Source organism: Enterobacter cloacae complex sp. ESBL7 (genome assembly GCF_041679625.1).
GTDB classification, from domain to species: Bacteria; Pseudomonadota; Gammaproteobacteria; order Enterobacterales; family Enterobacteriaceae; genus Enterobacter; species Enterobacter asburiae_B.
The window spans coordinates 1402316-1417739 of sequence record NZ_JBGORN010000001.1; the positions used below are offsets into that span (position 1 = coordinate 1402316).

Here is a 15424-nt window from a genome sequence, read left to right on the forward strand (position 1 = left end):
TTGTGAATGGCCCGGGCAAATCGCACGAGCATTTATCTTAACGTTAAGATAAAATATGTTTTTGCGTAAGATGTACCGCACAACAGGATAAATTCGCACGCCTCAGGGGTGAAAATGCAAGATCACGTAGACTTCGTTGTCGGCCAGTGGAGCCGCGCCATGCCGGAGCTGGACGCCTCGTCGATGAAAATTTTTGGCCGAATGCTCAGGCTGATGAAGCATCTGGGAAAAGAATGGGCGCAGGCGATGGCGCAGTTTGGCTTTCGCGAGGGCGAGTTTGACGTGCTCGCCACGCTGCGCCGCGCCGGTGAGCCGTACTGCCTTTCCCCCACGCAGCTCTATAAATCGCTGTTGGTCACCTCAGGGGCGATGACGAACCGGCTGGGTCATCTCGAACAGCTTGGGCTTATCAGGCGGATTGCCGATCCGGATGACAAGCGCAGCACCCTCGTAAGCCTGACACCGCACGGGCAGGAGCGCATCGAACAGGCGCTGATCGTCCATACGCAAACGCAAAATGCGCTGCTGAGCAACTTGTCTGACGCGCAGCGCGCGCAGCTTGAGTCCCTGCTCAGGGAGCTCCTGATGACGTTCCCGTCTGAGGACCTGAGCGACAAGTCAATGAGTGCCGATAATACAAAAACTGCATAGCTAAACCTCACAGAAAGGGAATGTATGTCTTTACCACCACTGTATGCGCTGCGCGCTTTTGAAGTTGCCGCGCGGCTGAACTCCTTCAGCAAAGCGGCTGAAGCACTGAATATCACGCCGGGCGCGGTCAGCAGGCATGTCCGGACGCTCGAGCAGTGGTTCGACTGTGAGCTCTTTAAACGCCAGGGGCCGAGAGTGGAGGTCAGTGATGCCGGACGTATTCTGGCCGGACAGCTCAGCGAAAGTTTCTCGAATATTGAGTGGGCCTGTCGCGCATTCAGAAGCGAAAACCACCTTCTGCGCCTCAAAGCCCCCAGCACCCTGACGATGCGGTGGCTGCTGAATGTGCTTAAATCCTTTCGCGAGAACCACGCTAAGCCAAAAATTGAAATTGCCAGCGTCTGGATGGACTTCGACACCGTTGACTTCAGCCGTGAGCCCTACGATTGTGCGATCCTGCTCGGTAATGGCTATTTCGGCGAGTCTACGGAAAGCAGGCTGCTCTTCAGTGAATGGCTCATTCCGGTTTGTACCCCGTCCTTGCTTGATTCAGCCCGGCATCAGCTTGCGCAGTGCGAGCTTATCCATCCCTCTCCGGACAGACGAGACTGGAAGCGATGGCTGAAAAGAACCGGGTCATTCCCAGGGCTCGACGTGAGTCGTGGAATCGTGTTCGACACCCTGGAGCAGGGAAGCCTGGCCGCCATGCACGGTCACGGTGTGGCGATGGCCGACCTCCGCCTCACGCTCGACGCGCTGAAAAGCGGCCTGCTCGCGCTGCCCTTCAGGGAAGCTATCGCAACCGGCGATGGCTACTACCTCGTCTGGCCGAAAAATTCGCTCAGAAGACAGAGTATTGAACGGTTGCTGGCGTGGCTTAACCTTAATGCGCCGGTACTGCCTTCGTTGGATATCGTCTGTCTTGATTACAATGAAAATCGGGTTTAATAAATAGCGGAATATTTAGTGAAGGATATTCCGCATATAGAACATATTTATGCGTAGGGAATATTCGCCATCTGTTTATATCGCTCCGGCAGGGCGCTGTTCAGGTTGAGTAATTTATCCAGAATATAAAGCGCAGGCGTTCCCTTTGCTCGCTCGGCGTCGATCAGCGCAGTGCGTAACAGATTGGCAGCCGAGGTCATATCACGGAAATACTCCTGCGATTCACGCGTCTGAGCTTCGCCTGACGCGGCGTAACGCACCTTTGGCCAGTCCGCAAAGTCCAGCAGCGGAAGGATCCCATCCTCTTTTGGTAAATGCGCTGAGAGCAACTCTTCGGCGTTACCCGGATTGCTTTGGGCGAAAGCCAAAAGATGCAGTCGATGGATGAAGGGCGATAGCGCTTCTGAGCTTTCCTTTTCTGCTGAAAGTAACGTTATCAACTCATGCACATTTGTTTGGGCGCTAAATTTATGAGGCGAGATAATATTCAATACAGGGAATAAAACATCGAGTGTCATAGGTGCTCCATACAGGCTTAGTATTATTTATTTTTCTATCCCAGGGGTGAATGGATGGTATTTCAGGTGCGTCACTTTTTAAAAACGATAAATAGTGGGCATCAATGTGAGTTTTACTCAACGTTGCGCTTTGGGGGCGATCGCGCGCATCCTCACGCTGCAGCGATTTGTTTCACAAATGCCATCGCTCATCGACCGTCCAGAATGGTATAACGTCGTGCGGCTAAAGGGTTGCCGTCCGCTGACTCCATTCACAAAGGTGTATATGAAACAAATTACGTTCAGTGACCTGCAGCAACAAAGCGAGCAGGCTGCCAATTCTCCTCGCTTACGCGCGCACCGCAATTTACATCCCGAGCTGAGCGACCCGGTGCAGCGCCTGGCTATCGCGATGGAGCCTGGGACCTATGTTCGCCCTCATCGCCACCCGCACACGTTTGAACTGCTGACGGCTCTGAGCGGTCGCTTTCTGGTGTTGAATTTTGATGACGGCGGTAACGTGACCCAGCGCGTGGTGTTAGGTGAAGACTGCAAAGTGCTGGAGATGGATGCCGGTACCTGGCATGCCGTGCTGTCGCTGGATAAAGGCGGCGTCATTTTCGAGGTAAAACACGGCGGCTATCAGCCTGTTCCGGAGCACGATACCGCCCAATGGTCACCGGCTGAGAACGCGCCCGGTTGCGCGGAGCTGATGAAATGGTACGCCCAGGCGCAGGTGGGTGACGGGGGTTTTACCCTGTAAACCGGTGAATTTTGATAAAAATAATCACAAAAAGGATGTGCGTATGTTGAAAAGATTAGTCGCGGGGCAGATGAGCTTACCGATGACTTTCTGGGGATGGGGATTCTGCGGAGGTTTTCTGCTGGGTCTCATTGGGCTTGCTGGAGTGCATACCGGTCACCCGGCAATGGTGCCGCTTTCCTATGTACTCAAAGCCATTCTGTTCAGCGCTGTACTTTCCGGCATTACTTTCATTCTGCGTCGAAAAATCACAGTCTTGGGTGGGGTCGCTTTTTTTATTATTCTGATTCAGGTGATTATGAGCGTAGTGATGGCGATTGGCCTTTTCTCGTTATTTTTTGAATAATCGCTGGAAAGAGAGTTCCGGTTATCCAGCAGGATTAAAAGATCGCCCCTGACGGTGGTAGGTGATAACGAGACACGCGCTTCCTTCTGGCGAAGGAGGCGCGCCTTTGCTGTGACTGGATAGCCGGGATTATTTAAGGCTCTCTAGCCCCCGCAGGAAATCCTCAACCTGCTCAGGCGTCGCCGTGTCTGCCTGGTAAAGGATATCGAGCTTAACGTTCTTCAACCCGCAGAAGCCAAACACGCCTTCGATTATCTGCGTCTGAATCGCCGTCGAATAGCCGTGTTTGTCGAATCCGGTGAGATCGCTGCCGCCTGTGGCAATCAGGCGGACGGGAACGTCGCGTAAGCTGCCCACAATCCGGCCATCGTCGGCGACCTTATACGCCCAGTTCAGGGTTAATACGCGATCGAACCAGCCTTTCAACAGCGCGGGGACCGACCACCAGTACACGGGGAAGACAAACACCAGCATATCCGCTCGCTCGACGCGCTGCTGCTCGCGCAGAATATCGTCGGGAAGGGCGCTCGGATCGCCGTGATACAAATCGAGATCGGCGCGGGTCATCGCCGGATTAAACCCTTCAGCATGCAGATCGGCAATCTCAACCTGCGTACCTTGCTCGCGTAATTTTCCGGCAATACGGGCTGCCAGCGAATGGGATAACGAATTGTCGACAGGATGAGCCGTCACGATCAGTGCGTTATTAATGGCATTTGTAGCAGACATAGCGACCTCGAATGGGTGAGAACTGACGCCTATATTACTATTGGTAACTTAGGTGTCAATCCGCCCCCAGCGATCATTTTGTGCTATTCACGTAGGTCTCCAGCACGCCGGTCATGGCGCCGCTGAGCGTATCTTCCGCCACGTTCCGGGCGAGCACGCCGTTGCCCGCGGCGGTGCTGAGCGCGTCCGCCGCGCCAATGATGGCCGTCAGTACCGCTTCTCCCTGAACGCCTTTCAGCGCGACGAACGGGGAAAGCGCGGTACGCAGGCAGTCGGCGCATTCGGCCACGCATGCCTCACGAAACGTCTGCAGCGCGTGGGATCCGGACAGCGCCGCGGCGATTGGGCCGGTCTCCGGCCCGGCACTAATGGCGCAGTCGATATAGGCGGCGCTGAAAAAGCGGATCGTCTTCTCCAGCGTTTTGCTGTCGACCGCCAGCGTCTCGCGGAACTTCGCCAGCTGCCGGTCGCTGTAATCCCGGTACAGCGCCATCAGCAGCCCTTCACGATCGCCAAAGTGATCGTAGGGGATAGGCTTGGTCACGTTGGCGCGTTCGGCCAGGTAGCCAAGACTCAGCGCCTCCGTGCCTTGCTGACGAACGATTCCGCGCGCAACCTCCAGCAGCTGCACGCGGCGGTCCTCTTTTCTTAAGCGCTTAACAACCATGCTTTCCTCAGAAGTGTTATCTACTCATGGTAGTTTACACGTTTTCTGCAGGGTGCTGCACGCGTTGTTCCGCAGGGCGGATCCGGAACCAGATCGCATACATCGCGGGCAGGAAGACGAGCGTGACGATCGTCCCGCCCAGCGTTCCGCCTATCAGCGTGTAAGCCAGCGTGCCCCAGAACACCGAATGCGTCAGGGGAATAAACGCCAGCACGGCGGCCATGGCGGTCAGCAAGACGGGGCGTGCACGCTGGACCGTCGCTTCAACCACCGCCTGGAACGGCTCGAGGCCCTGCTTCTGGTTATGATCGATTTGACCGATCAGGATCAGCGTATTGCGCATCAGAATGCCGGAAAGGGCGATTAAGCCGACCAGCGCGTTGATGCCAAACGGCTGATTGAAAATCAACAGCACGGGCACTACGCCAATCAGCCCCAGCGGCGCGGTTAAGAACACCATCACCATCGCCGAGATTGAGCGCACCTGCAAAATGATGATCAGCAGCGTCAGGGCAATCATGATCGGAAACAGCGGGATCATGGCCTGCGTGGCTTTGCCCGATTCCTCAATCGAACCCGCCATGTCTATTCGGTACCCGGGCGGCAGCGCGTCAACAATCGGCTGGAGCTGCTTCATGATGGCGACCGACACGTCCGGTGGCTGAAGATTGTTAGCGATATCGCCCCGCACGGTAATCGTCGGGGTGCGATCGCGGCGGCGCAGGATCGGATCTTCCATACCGATCTCAATCTTGCCGATTTGAGACAGCGGAACGCGCTGTCCCGCATTGCCGACAAGGGTGAAACCCTCGATTTTTGCCGGGTCAAGACGGATATCTCCCGCCGCGCGGCCAATCACCTCCACCGAGCGAATATCTTCCCGCACGGAGGTGACGGGCACGCCAGACAGCAGGAACTGAAGCTGCTCGGCAACGGCACTGGAGGTTAAGCCGGTCGCCTGCAGGCGGTTTTGATCGAGAATGAAATGCAGGACGGGAACGCGCGACCCCCAGTCGGTGTTGACGGTTCTCATCATCGGGCTCGCCTGGAGCACGGCTTTCACCCTGTCAGCGATGTCATGCACCTGTTCGACATCCGGCCCCGACACGCGCCAGGCAACCGGGAAGGGCGAGTACGGGCCAAACACCAGCTGCGTTACCCGGACGCGCGCTTCGGGGGCAAGGCCGTTGGCGACAGCCTCTCTCAGCCGGAGCTTGAGCGCCTCGCGTGACGTCTCGCTGTCCGTCAGGATCACAATTTTCGCAAAAGACGGGTCGGGCAGTTCTGGCGCCATCGCCAGATAAAAACGGGGTGAACCCTGACCAATATAGGCCGTGACCATTTTGGCTTCGGGCTGCTGGCCCAGCCACGCTTCGATTTTTGCGGTTGCGGCGCTGGTTTGCTCAATCGAGGTACCGTAGGGCATCTGCACCTCAACCAGCACTTCCGGGCGATCGGAGGTCGGGAAGAATTGTTTTTTAACCAGCCCCATGCCGAGTACGGCCAGGATGAAAATGGCGACCACCGACCCGGCCACCCGCCATTTTCTGGCGATAACGCGGGCAAGCAGCTGGCGAAAACGGTTATAGCGAGGCGTGTTATAGATGGCGGCATGACCTCCTTCGACTTTCGGGATCGCCGGCAGGATCTTCACCCCAAGATAGGGCGTGAACACCACCGCGACAAACCACGATGCAATCAGAGCGAGGCCGACGATCCAGAACATATTGCTGGTGTATTCCCCGGCGGTCGACTGGGCAAAGCCATTCGGCATAAAGCCAATGGCCGTCACCAGGGTACCGGCCAGCATGGGCGCGGCGGTATGGCTCCAGGCGAAGGCCGAGGCTTTGATTCTGTCGTAACCTTCCTCCATTTTCACCACCATCATTTCGATGGCGATGATGGCATCATCAACCAGCAGGCCGAGGGCGAGGATCAGGGAGCCCAGCGTAACGCGGTCAAAGTTTATCCCCGCGGCTTCCATCACCACGAAAACGACCGCCAGCGTCAGCGGTACCGCCGCCGCAACGACAACACCCACGCGCCAGCCCATGCTGACAAAACACACCACCATGACCACAAGCAGGGCGACGAAGAATTTGATCATGAACTCATCGACCGACGAGCGAATATTCACGGACTGGTCGGTAACTTTGGTCAGGGACATGCCAAGCGGCAGGCTATCATTTATTTTCGCCGTTTCCGCATCCAGCGCTTTCCCCAGCGCCAGACCGTTCCAGCCTTCACGCATCACGATGCCTAGCAGAAGGGCGGGCTCATGCTGATTGCGTATCAGCATCGTCGGGGGATCTTCGTAGCCTCGCTCAACCGTTGCCACATCGGACAGCTTGAGCGTTTTGCCCTGAGCAATAAAAGGCGTATCGCGGATTTTCTGCAGTTCATCGAACGCGCCGTCCAGGCGGATAAAAATCTGCGCGCCTCGGGTCTCAATAGAGCCCGCCGCGGCTAACGCGTTCTGGCTGTTGAGGGCGTTGAAAATATCCTGGGGTGAGAGTCCTATCGTCGCCAGACGGTCGTGGGAGAAGGAGATGTAAATCCGCTCGGCCTGTTCGCCGATAATGTTCACTTTCTTCACGCCGGGAACATGCAGAAGCTGCTGGCGCAGGCCTTCGGCATCGCGTACCAGCTGCCGCTGCGGTTCGCCTTTCGCTTTCAGGGCAAAGAGGGCAAAGGTGACATCCGAGAATTCGTCATTGATCATCGGGCCGATGACGCCTGCCGGAAGACGCTGAGATTCATCTCCAAGCTTCTTACGCGCCTGATAGAACTCCTCCTGCACTTCGGCTGGCGGAGTCTTGTCCTGCAATGACAACGTGATAAACGCCATGCCGGGACGGGTATAGGTTTCGGTACGGTCGTACCATTTGAGTTCCTGCAGGCGCTTTTCCAGCGGCTCGGCGACCTGATCCTGAATTTCCTGCGCGGTCGCGCCCGGCCAGACGGTTATCACCGTCATTTGCTTTACCGTGAAGGGCGGATCTTCCGCGCGCCCGAGCCCAAAGAAGGCGTAAATTCCGGCGATGGTAACGAGAACGATCAGAAACAGCGTGACGGAACGTTCGCGGACGGCCAGCGCCGAAAGGTTAAAGCGGCTTCCGCTCATGGCGTGTTCTCCGCCAGGGCGGCATTGCGTTGCTTAGCAAGCCTGACGACCTCACCTTCGTGCAGAAGATGGGCGCCTAACGCAACAATCTTCTCACCGGGCTTCACGCCGCCCGTGATCTGCGCCGCATCTTCACCCACGCTCAGCACCCTGACGGGCGTCCATGCGACCTTTGCCGGCTGGGCGGAAATACGCCAGACGCCGGGACCTTTTCCTGCATCATAGAGTGAAGCCAGCGGGACCTGCATGACCTGACCTTCCGCTTTGTTGTCCTGAACGTTCAGCGTGACGGTCGCCCCCAGCGGCGCGTTCGCCAGCAGGCCATCCAGCACGTAGCGGGCTTCATACGTGCGGGTCGCGGCATCGGCCGAGTCAGACAGCAGGCGCAGCGTTGCGGTGACCGGATGTTTTTCATTGCCATACAGCGTGGCCTGCGCTTCGCTGCCGACGGCAGGGCGCAGCGTTTCCGGAAGCTGGACGAGCGCTTCACGCTGCCCCGCTCTGGCTAGCCTGATCGCCACCTGTCCGGCACTGACGACCTGACCCGGCTCGGCGAGCGTCTCCATGACCACGCCGTCTGAATCCGCCAGCAGCACGGCATAGCCCGTGGCGTTTTGCGCCACGCTGGCCTGCGCCCGGGCGGCGCTGAGATCGGCCCTGGCCGTATCGGCCGCCGCTTTGATCTGGTCATATTCCGAGGCAGACACCGCGCCGGACGCCACAAGTCCACGATAGCGCGCCTCATCGCTGGTGGCTTTTCGCGCGCGCGCCTGGGCCGCATCCACCGCGCGCTGCTGCGCCTGGGCCTGTAATTTCAGGTCAAGCGGATCCAGGCGCAGCAGGGGCTGGCCCTGTTTGACGGTCTGCCCCGTATCAACCAGCCGCTCAAGGATTTTTCCCTGAACCCTGAAACCTAAATCGCTTTGCGTTCTTGCGACCACCACGCCCGTGAAGGCGCGGGCGCTATTGTTCGCTAGCTCGACGGAGGCGGATCTGACGAGCGGTGGCTTTGTGCGCGGATCGTCACTCGCGGAAATATCGCCGCACGCCACCAGGGCAAACGGCAGGAGACAAACGGCAACGCGGGCTGAAGTGAGCCTGAGCATGGGAAACCTTTTTGACGTAACAGGACGGTATCCGCATTCTCTGACTAGTGACCAAAATTGTCAATGGTCACAAATTAGGGGGCCAGGCTTCTTAAAATCAGTGAAGAGAGAAGCACCGCCGCCGTGGGGGCCATTTCGAGGTTGTACTGCAGCTGAACGGGGTTAATGTAAGGGCACATCACCATGTAGACGGCAAATGTGACCTCATCCAGCGGCGTTTTTCTTTCAAACTCGCCGGCCTGCCTGCCTTCGATAATGATGCTCTCGATAAGCTTCATCAGGCTTTCACTGTACTTTTGGGTTGACGGCCACTGCTCCTGCGCGGCGACGGCGGCGATGTCGTATAGCTTACGGTCGTGGAAAAACAGCTCGCTTCCCGCCTCGGTGAGCGCTTTGAAAAGGCGGCGTAATTTTTCGCTTGCTGACGGCGCACCCTCGATGGCGGAAAGCACTGCCGCCATGATCAGCTCCAGGCGGTTAGCGCAGATCACCTCGCCAATAGCCTGTTTGGAATCGAAAAACTTATAAATGTAGGCCTTTGAAAAACCGATGGATTTAGCCAGTTCGGCGACGGTGGTTTTTTCATAGCCGTAGTGGCCGAAGTGCTCAAAAGCCGCTTCGACGATTTGCTCTCTGACAGCGTGGTCAAGGGGACCACGTGATGATGGAGGATTCATATTTTTAGTCATTATTTAAGCTTAGCGTGACGGGCTACGATTAACAACGAGTGACCATTTTGAGATTTGGTTACCGTCATTCATCATGCGCCGTTCAGACGGGACGATCAACCAGGTGGGGTAAGTGTATCACTGTTTTTCGTGCACTATGGCATCTATCTGCCTGCGATAAGCGAGGATTTCAGCGCAACTCCCTTGCGCTGAACGGAGCCGTTTTTGCTCAGGCCGAGCGCGGACGCAATATTTTTTCAACGATAAGCACCAGACGCCTGCGCGTCACTAACCGATGTAGCTGCCCCAGAAGCCAGTTACCGCATCCGGTAATCAGGTAGTTACGGTTACTCTCCACGGCCTTCAACGCCAGGGTGACCACCTTGTCAGCGGGCATTCGTTTACCGACCGAGGCTTCCTCAGCATTCACCACATCAAAAAAGGCCGTATCCGTTGCGCCGGGGCAAAGCGCCAGGACGCGGATGCCCTTTGAGCGATACTCTCCCCACAGCGCGTTCGAAAACGAGAGCAGGAAGGCTTTGGTTGCGCCATAAATCGCCATATAGGGATCCGGCTGCATCGCGGCCGTTGAGGCAACGTTAATAATTACCCCGGAGCCCTGCTGCAGCATTCCCGGCAGCAAGGCGTGAGTCAGCTCCACGGGGGCCATGCAGTTTACGTTTATCTCATCACGCTGCCTGTCGATGGACAGCTTTTCGAATGGCCCGTAGGTGGCGAAGCCGGCGCAATTGATCAGAATGTCGGGGACGCGTCTTAAGGTTTCAAGCCGTTCCACAATGTGGGGAATGGCTTCCGGCTTCACTAAATCCTGCACGATAATCGTGATGGAGACGCCGTGCTTTCTGACTAACTCTACGGCAAGCGCCTGCAGCTTTGGCTCGGAGCGGGCGACCAGGATCAAGGCCACGCCGCGGGCGGCGAGCTGCCGGGCAAAATCACGGCCTATGCCCGACGACGCTCCGGTAATCAGCGCTGTTTTTCCGGTATAATCAAAAGAATTCATATATTTAATCCCGTTTCCCTAATGTATGCTGCACAGCATAAACCGTGCACTTAGGTACACGGTCAAGCGTGATTTTTACAAGGTGAGGGCGACGCGATGCGAATTGGTGAACTGTGTGCGAAAACGGGATTGTCGAAAGAGACGGTGCGTTACTATGAGCGACAGGGGCTGTTAGAGAATATCCCGCAACCCAATCGCAGCAATAACTATAAAGTCTATTCCGCCGTCGATTTACAGCGCTTAAACATGATCAAGCATGCCAAAATGCTGGGTTTTACCTTAGCTGAAATTTTAGAGGTTTTGGCTGTCTGGGTTGACGACAAATTTACCGCTGAGCAAAAACAGGCTTCTCTGCGCCGCAAGCTGCAGCAGCTTGAAGAGAAAGAAGCGGCGTTAATTGAACTCAGAGCCAGGCTGAAAAACGCCCTTAATAAGGTCGGTCAGCCTTGTGTCGACACGTTTTGAACGCCGGGTGAGAGGAGGCCGCAAAACCGATGCGGCCTTATCTGTCAGGCAGCCAGTTCAGGCATCTGCTCCTTCACGAAATTCAATACTTTCCTCGCGTCGAGAGAGGCATAGGGCAGGCTCTCAATAATGGCGATTGAACGCGTATTGCCCACCGTTTCTTTTATCTCATCGAGTTTGTACTGAATGTGCGGCGCGATGAGGAAACCATCGAAAGCGGGAGCGACGCTGGCGAAGTTATCCAGCCCAACAGCGCTAATCATCAGCGGATAGTCTTCGCGTTCTGCCAGAGACTGCATTTTTTTGGCGAGAGAGTTTGCGGTATTACCAAACAAACAACAGATCAGAAGCTTTTTCATATTTTGTACCTCCTGAAAACCGCTCACAGAGTAGTCCTGAGGTTGCTACCGAAATGCGCGCCATCTCTTATTTTGGCGAGAAATTAACCGCAGCTGCCTGACGCGATTTAATTTTACTGTTTTTTTAGCCAGTCGAGAAAAAACTGGCTAAACGCCGTGACCTGAAGCGGCTGCAGTTTGCGCTGGGGGTAAACAAGCTGCAGGCCGACATCTTTGCGATCGTATCGGCTAAAGCCGGTGAAGCTGTCGGCAAACAGTACCGTGAGCCTTCCGCTTTCAACATCGTCTTTGACGTCCCACCACGATTTCCCCGCTATGCCAGCCCCGCTGAGTGCCCACTGACGAAGCAAAGCCCCATCGTCGCACACCATGGCTGGCTCTACGCGAACGACGCTTTCCTGGTCATCTTTTTCAAAGCGCCATTCGTTCATCACCACGCCCTGAGACTCAAGCGCCAGGCACCGGTGCTGAGCTAAATCGGCAAACGTGGAGGGAATACCGCGTTCGTTAAGATACTCCCCGGAGGCGACCAGCACCCGATGGTTCGGGCGGATGTTTCTGACGACAAGGCTGCTGTCCGGCAGGTTGCCAAAACGCACGCTCATATCCAGCCGGTTAGCGACCAGGTCCTCAACGTGTTCTCTTAACGAGATGAAAAATTTAACGTCGGGATGGCGTCGGGAGAATTCTACGACGGCGGGGCTAAGATACTGTCTGCCAAAGTCCGAGGGGGCAGAAAGCCGAATGTTGCCGCTGAGCACGCCTTCCTTTTGCGTCAGTAACGACTCGGCGTGATGCACCTCTTCCAGCACGCGCAGCGCGGCATGGTAAAACTCTTCCCCGGCGCGGGTCAGCGTGATGGATCGCGTTGAGCGGTGAAACAGGCGCGTCTGGTAACGCTCCTCAATCGCCTTCAGCCTGGCCGTCATGGTGGCGGGGGAAAGCGACAGGCGTCGCCCGGCGGCAGAAAGACCGCCGGCCTCGGCAACTTCCACCAGTAACGCCATGTCTTCGAGTTTACCCATTATTCATATATTCCGAAAAGTGAATCTGATTTTAGCGTAATTATCAAAATCAGATGCCGACTGTAAAGTGATTTCATCCAAACCATAAGGGATGAAAACATGCAACGTACCTCACTTTTTGAACGCTACAGGCTGGGTCAGCAGGACCTGAAAAACCGTATCGTCATGGCGCCGATGACCCGCGCGCGCTCCCTTCAGCCGGGAAATATTCCCTCGGCGCTGATGGCGGAGTATTACCGACAGCGGGCCAGCGCCGGATTAATCATCACGGAAGCCACGCAGATTTCGCCTCAGGGCCAGGGATACTCCTGGACGCCCGGCATCCATTCGCCTGAGCAGGTTTCAGGATGGCAGCTCACCACGGGCGCCGTGCATCAGGCGGGCGGGGTGATTTTTTCGCAGCTCTGGCACGTCGGGCGAATGTCGCACGCCAGTTTTCATCAGGATGGTCAGCCCGTCGCCCCATCAGCGCTGGCGCCGGACGCGCAGGTGTGGGTGGTGAATGAAAAGGGGGAAGGCCAAATGGTTGACTGCCCGCAGCCGAGAACCCTTTCGCGCAAGGACATCCTCAGCATCATCGCGGACTATCGTCAGGCGGCACTGAATGCCGTTCAGGCCGGGTTTGACGGCGTGGAGGTTCACGGCGGAAACGGCTATCTGATCGACCAGTTTCTTCGTCAAACCTCCAACAAACGCACGGATGAGTACGGCGGCACGCTGGCGAACCGGATCCGCTTTGCTCAGGAGGTGTTAAGCGCCATTGCCGAGGCCATTGGCCGCGAGCGTACGGGCATTCGCCTTTCCCCGTTTATTACCCAGCGCGGGATGAACGATCCGCAGGTGACGGAAGCCATACTCGCTCTCGCGGCTTGGTGTGAACAAGAAGGGATTGCGTTCATCCACCTGGCGGAAGCCGACTGGGACGATGCGCCGCAGGTGCCTGAGCCGTTCCGGCAATCGCTTCGCGAGACGTTTAGCGGAACCCTTATCGTCGCGGGGAACTATGACCTTGAAAAAGCGGAGAAGATCATTGCCGCCGGCTATGCCGATTTGATTGCCTTCGGACGGCCGTTTATTGCCAACCCGGATTTACCCCACCGTCTGGCGCACCAGCTGCCTCTGGCCCAGGTGCGCGATCCCGCCACGCTGTTTGGCGGCACCGCGACGGGATATACCGATTACCCCATTTACACCCTGCAGGAGAAGACGTTATGACCCGTAAAACCTTAATTATCGGCGGCGCTTCCGGCATCGGTTTCGCCGTGGGCAGCCTGCTTGCCGGGCGCGGCGAGGAGATTATTCTCGCGGGCCGCGACGGCGCGAAGCTGGACGCTGCGCGGCAACGGCTGAGCGCCCACGCCGCGTCTGTTCATACCCTCGTGCTGGATATCAGCCGTGAGGCAGAGCTTGTCGCACTCGGTGAAACGCTGGGTGAGGTCAATAATATTGTCGTTACGGCGGGTTCACAGGCACCGGGAGGGCTTCTTTCCGGGCTGGATCTCCGCGCGGCAAGGCTGGCTTTTGATACGAAATTCTGGGGAAGCATCAATGTCGCCCGCTATCTCAGCGGGAACATCGCCCCCGGCGGTACGCTGACGTTCACCAGCGGGTTCGTGGCGCGTCGCACCGTGGCGGGCGCCATTGTTAAAACGACGATGAATGCCGCCATCGAGGCCGCGACAAAAGTGCTGGCGAAAGAGCTTTCACCGCTGCGCGTCAACGTCGTGAGTCCGGGGCTGACCGACACGGAAGCGTATGCGGGCATGGACGCCGCCGCGCGGGAAAAAATGCTCGCTGGCGCGGCGGAAACCCTGCCAGCCAAAGCCTGGGGAAGGGCGGAGGACATCGCGCAAGGGTATCTTTTCGCCATTGATAATCCTTTTGTCACGGGGTCGGTCATTGATATTGAAGGCGGGGCGTTAATTAACTGACCCTTTCTGATTTGAACCGCAGGAAATCGTCTGCGGGAATGTAATACTCTATTGAGAGATATCATGAAATATTCGACGTATTTTTATTCGGCTGTAGCGATGGTTATTTTTGCAGGTCTGTCAGGCAATGCGATTTCCGCGCAGGGGGAATGGCTTCAGCCGAAACAGCTTATAGTGGACAACAGCCTGCCGCAGGCGCAATTAAAGGCGAATGAAGCCGTCGCCAGAGAATATGCCTCGTTCTGGAATACGGGTAATGAAACCCTGGCGCGTGATGCCCTGGCGGCAGGTTTTATTGATAAAACGCCTCCGGAAGGGCGTAGGCAGGGGCCGGAAGGTGCTATTTTAGCGTCCCGTACGTTTCGCGCAGCCGTGCCTGATTTACGCTGTGACGTTGAGCAAATGATTATTTCAGGCGATCGCGTGGTTTCGCATTTACATTTTCACGGCACATTCACCGGAACATTTGGCAAGCTGAAAGGACAGGGGCAGAAAATAGATTTCATCGCCACGGATATTTATGAGATTGGTGACGGTAAAATTGTGGCTAACTGGCATATTGAGGACAACCTGACGCTGATGAAACAGCTGGGCGCGCTGTAAATTCATCACTCCGGGGCGGCCCGGAGTGATGCAAAAATCCTATAAGCTAAGATCGCTCAGCGAAGGGTGATCGTCCGGGCGTCTGCCCAGCGGCCAGTGGAACAGACGCTCAGAGGCTTTGATCGGCATATCGTTTACGCAGGCAAAGCGGCGCTTCATCAGTCCGTCCGGCTCAAACTCCCAGTTTTCATTGCCGTAGGAGCGGAACCAGTTGCCGGAGTCATCATGCCATTCATAGGCATAGCGCACCGCGATCCGGTTCTCCGTAAATGCCCAGAGCTCTTTAATCAGACGATAGTCCAGCTCTTTTTTCCATTTCCGCTCAAGAAACGCCAGGGCTTCTTCACGGTTGGTGGCGAACTCTGCGCGGTTACGCCATTGGGTATCCAGCGTATAGGCAAGCGCGACTTTCGCCGGGTCGCGGCTGTTCCAGCCATCTTCTGCCAGTCTGACTTTTTCGATGGCGCTTTCACGAGTGAAGGGCGGTAAAGGAGGACGTGTGTTCATGGCGATTACCT

General features: G+C 56.5%; 18 protein-coding genes. 8 read left to right on the plus strand and 10 right to left on the minus strand.

What is annotated here, in order from left to right; genetic code table 11:
- The first annotated feature begins 114 nt into the window (after positions 1 to 114).
- Complete coding sequence (locus tag ACERY3_RS06980) at positions 115 to 651, plus strand: MarR family winged helix-turn-helix transcriptional regulator (RefSeq protein ID WP_373225333.1); 537 nt, start codon at positions 115 to 117, stop codon at positions 649 to 651.
- Positions 652 to 675: 24 nt separating this feature from the next.
- Positions 676 to 1599, plus strand: a complete 924-nt coding sequence (locus ACERY3_RS06985) for a LysR substrate-binding domain-containing protein (protein ID WP_064672436.1) — start codon at positions 676 to 678, stop codon at positions 1597 to 1599.
- Between the two features lie 47 nt (positions 1600 to 1646).
- Here the strand turns inward: ACERY3_RS06985 and ACERY3_RS06990 are convergent, their stop codons facing one another.
- A complete protein-coding gene (locus ACERY3_RS06990; RefSeq protein ID WP_143347063.1) occupies positions 1647 to 2117 on the minus strand; it encodes a hypothetical protein in 471 nt (156 codons plus the stop codon).
- Positions 2118 to 2382: 265 nt separating this feature from the next.
- Between ACERY3_RS06990 and ACERY3_RS06995 the strand changes: the two genes are divergently transcribed.
- Complete coding sequence (locus tag ACERY3_RS06995) at positions 2383 to 2859, plus strand: WbuC family cupin fold metalloprotein (protein ID WP_033145441.1); 477 nt, start codon at positions 2383 to 2385, stop codon at positions 2857 to 2859.
- Positions 2860 to 2902: 43 nt separating this feature from the next.
- Positions 2903 to 3205, plus strand: coding sequence for a hypothetical protein (locus ACERY3_RS07000; protein WP_232938128.1), 303 nt, complete (start codon positions 2903 to 2905; stop codon positions 3203 to 3205).
- 129 nt (positions 3206 to 3334) lie between these two features.
- Here the strand turns inward: ACERY3_RS07000 and ACERY3_RS07005 are convergent, their stop codons facing one another.
- The 6 genes from ACERY3_RS07005 to ACERY3_RS07030 form a co-directional block, all read right to left on the minus strand.
- A complete protein-coding gene (locus tag ACERY3_RS07005; protein ID WP_087822513.1) occupies positions 3335 to 3934 on the minus strand; it encodes an NAD(P)H-dependent oxidoreductase in 600 nt (199 codons plus the stop codon).
- Positions 3935 to 4007: 73 nt separating this feature from the next.
- On the minus strand, positions 4008 to 4601 hold the full coding sequence (locus tag ACERY3_RS07010) for a TetR/AcrR family transcriptional regulator (RefSeq protein WP_373225334.1): 594 nt from the start codon (positions 4599 to 4601) through the stop codon (positions 4008 to 4010).
- 34 nt (positions 4602 to 4635) lie between these two features.
- Positions 4636 to 7725 carry an efflux RND transporter permease subunit gene (locus tag ACERY3_RS07015; protein WP_373225335.1) on the minus strand — a complete coding sequence of 1030 codons (3090 nt, stop codon included), beginning with the start codon at positions 7723 to 7725 and terminating at the stop codon, positions 4636 to 4638.
- Positions 7722 to 8831, minus strand: coding sequence for an efflux RND transporter periplasmic adaptor subunit (locus ACERY3_RS07020; protein ID WP_373225336.1), 1110 nt, complete (start codon positions 8829 to 8831; stop codon positions 7722 to 7724). Before ACERY3_RS07020 ends, ACERY3_RS07015 begins: the two co-directional genes overlap by 4 nt.
- A 74-nt stretch (positions 8832 to 8905) precedes the next feature.
- Positions 8906 to 9520, minus strand: a complete 615-nt coding sequence (locus tag ACERY3_RS07025) for a TetR/AcrR family transcriptional regulator (RefSeq protein WP_373225337.1) — start codon at positions 9518 to 9520, stop codon at positions 8906 to 8908.
- Positions 9521 to 9728: 208 nt separating this feature from the next.
- On the minus strand, positions 9729 to 10523 hold the full coding sequence (locus ACERY3_RS07030; protein WP_373225338.1) for an SDR family NAD(P)-dependent oxidoreductase: 795 nt from the start codon (positions 10521 to 10523) through the stop codon (positions 9729 to 9731).
- Between the two features lie 96 nt (positions 10524 to 10619).
- Between ACERY3_RS07030 and ACERY3_RS07035 the strand changes: the two genes are divergently transcribed.
- Entirely contained in the window at positions 10620 to 10988 is a 369-nt protein-coding gene (locus tag ACERY3_RS07035; RefSeq protein WP_373225339.1) for a MerR family transcriptional regulator, read from the plus strand.
- Between the two features lie 44 nt (positions 10989 to 11032).
- Here the strand turns inward: ACERY3_RS07035 and ACERY3_RS07040 are convergent, their stop codons facing one another.
- Positions 11033 to 11347 (minus strand): PTS sugar transporter subunit IIB, encoded by a 315-nt coding sequence (locus ACERY3_RS07040; RefSeq protein ID WP_047061774.1) that lies wholly within the window; start codon positions 11345 to 11347, stop codon positions 11033 to 11035.
- A gap of 113 nt (positions 11348 to 11460) precedes the next feature.
- Positions 11461 to 12372 (minus strand): LysR family transcriptional regulator, encoded by a 912-nt coding sequence (locus ACERY3_RS07045; RefSeq protein ID WP_045888560.1) that lies wholly within the window; start codon positions 12370 to 12372, stop codon positions 11461 to 11463.
- 99 nt (positions 12373 to 12471) lie between these two features.
- Here ACERY3_RS07045 and ACERY3_RS07050 point away from each other — a divergent pair, with 99 nt between their 5' ends.
- From ACERY3_RS07050 to ACERY3_RS07060, 3 genes are all read left to right on the plus strand, one after another.
- Positions 12472 to 13587, plus strand: a complete 1116-nt coding sequence (locus ACERY3_RS07050; RefSeq protein WP_373225340.1) for an alkene reductase — start codon at positions 12472 to 12474, stop codon at positions 13585 to 13587.
- Positions 13584 to 14303, plus strand: a complete 720-nt coding sequence (locus ACERY3_RS07055; RefSeq protein WP_064672446.1) for an SDR family oxidoreductase — start codon at positions 13584 to 13586, stop codon at positions 14301 to 14303. The genes ACERY3_RS07050 and ACERY3_RS07055 overlap by 4 nt, the downstream gene beginning before the upstream one ends.
- Before the next feature lie 63 nt (positions 14304 to 14366).
- Positions 14367 to 14906 carry an ester cyclase gene (locus ACERY3_RS07060; protein ID WP_373225341.1) on the plus strand — a complete coding sequence of 180 codons (540 nt, stop codon included), beginning with the start codon at positions 14367 to 14369 and terminating at the stop codon, positions 14904 to 14906.
- 39 nt (positions 14907 to 14945) lie between these two features.
- Here ACERY3_RS07060 and ACERY3_RS07065 read toward each other — a convergent pair whose 3' ends face one another.
- On the minus strand, positions 14946 to 15413 hold the full coding sequence (locus ACERY3_RS07065) for a DUF1348 family protein (protein ID WP_373225342.1): 468 nt from the start codon (positions 15411 to 15413) through the stop codon (positions 14946 to 14948).
- Positions 15414 to 15424 lie beyond the last annotated feature (11 nt).

Bases quoted from the DNA above. Each gene is read 5' to 3' on its own strand.
- ACERY3_RS06980 (WP_373225333.1), top strand. From the start codon at position 115: ATGCAAGATCACGTAGACTTCGTTGTCGGCCAGTGGAGCCGCGCCATG.
- ACERY3_RS06985 (WP_064672436.1), top strand. From the start codon at position 676: ATGTCTTTACCACCACTGTATGCGCTGCGCGCTTTTGAAGTTGCCGCG.
- ACERY3_RS06990 (WP_143347063.1), bottom strand. From the start codon at position 2,117: ATGACACTCGATGTTTTATTCCCTGTATTGAATATTATCTCGCCTCAT.
- ACERY3_RS06995 (WP_033145441.1), top strand. From the start codon at position 2,383: ATGAAACAAATTACGTTCAGTGACCTGCAGCAACAAAGCGAGCAGGCT.
- ACERY3_RS07000 (WP_232938128.1), top strand. From the start codon at position 2,903: ATGTTGAAAAGATTAGTCGCGGGGCAGATGAGCTTACCGATGACTTTC.
- ACERY3_RS07005 (WP_087822513.1), bottom strand. From the start codon at position 3,934: ATGTCTGCTACAAATGCCATTAATAACGCACTGATCGTGACGGCTCAT.
- ACERY3_RS07010 (WP_373225334.1), bottom strand. From the start codon at position 4,601: ATGGTTGTTAAGCGCTTAAGAAAAGAGGACCGCCGCGTGCAGCTGCTG.
- ACERY3_RS07015 (WP_373225335.1), bottom strand. From the start codon at position 7,725: ATGAGCGGAAGCCGCTTTAACCTTTCGGCGCTGGCCGTCCGCGAACGT.
- ACERY3_RS07020 (WP_373225336.1), bottom strand. From the start codon at position 8,831: ATGCTCAGGCTCACTTCAGCCCGCGTTGCCGTTTGTCTCCTGCCGTTT.
- ACERY3_RS07025 (WP_373225337.1), bottom strand. From the start codon at position 9,520: ATGACTAAAAATATGAATCCTCCATCATCACGTGGTCCCCTTGACCAC.
- ACERY3_RS07030 (WP_373225338.1), bottom strand. From the start codon at position 10,523: ATGAATTCTTTTGATTATACCGGAAAAACAGCGCTGATTACCGGAGCG.
- ACERY3_RS07035 (WP_373225339.1), top strand. From the start codon at position 10,620: ATGCGAATTGGTGAACTGTGTGCGAAAACGGGATTGTCGAAAGAGACG.
- ACERY3_RS07040 (WP_047061774.1), bottom strand. From the start codon at position 11,347: ATGAAAAAGCTTCTGATCTGTTGTTTGTTTGGTAATACCGCAAACTCT.
- ACERY3_RS07045 (WP_045888560.1), bottom strand. From the start codon at position 12,372: ATGGGTAAACTCGAAGACATGGCGTTACTGGTGGAAGTTGCCGAGGCC.
- ACERY3_RS07050 (WP_373225340.1), top strand. From the start codon at position 12,472: ATGCAACGTACCTCACTTTTTGAACGCTACAGGCTGGGTCAGCAGGAC.
- ACERY3_RS07055 (WP_064672446.1), top strand. From the start codon at position 13,584: ATGACCCGTAAAACCTTAATTATCGGCGGCGCTTCCGGCATCGGTTTC.
- ACERY3_RS07060 (WP_373225341.1), top strand. From the start codon at position 14,367: ATGAAATATTCGACGTATTTTTATTCGGCTGTAGCGATGGTTATTTTT.
- ACERY3_RS07065 (WP_373225342.1), bottom strand. From the start codon at position 15,413: ATGAACACACGTCCTCCTTTACCGCCCTTCACTCGTGAAAGCGCCATC.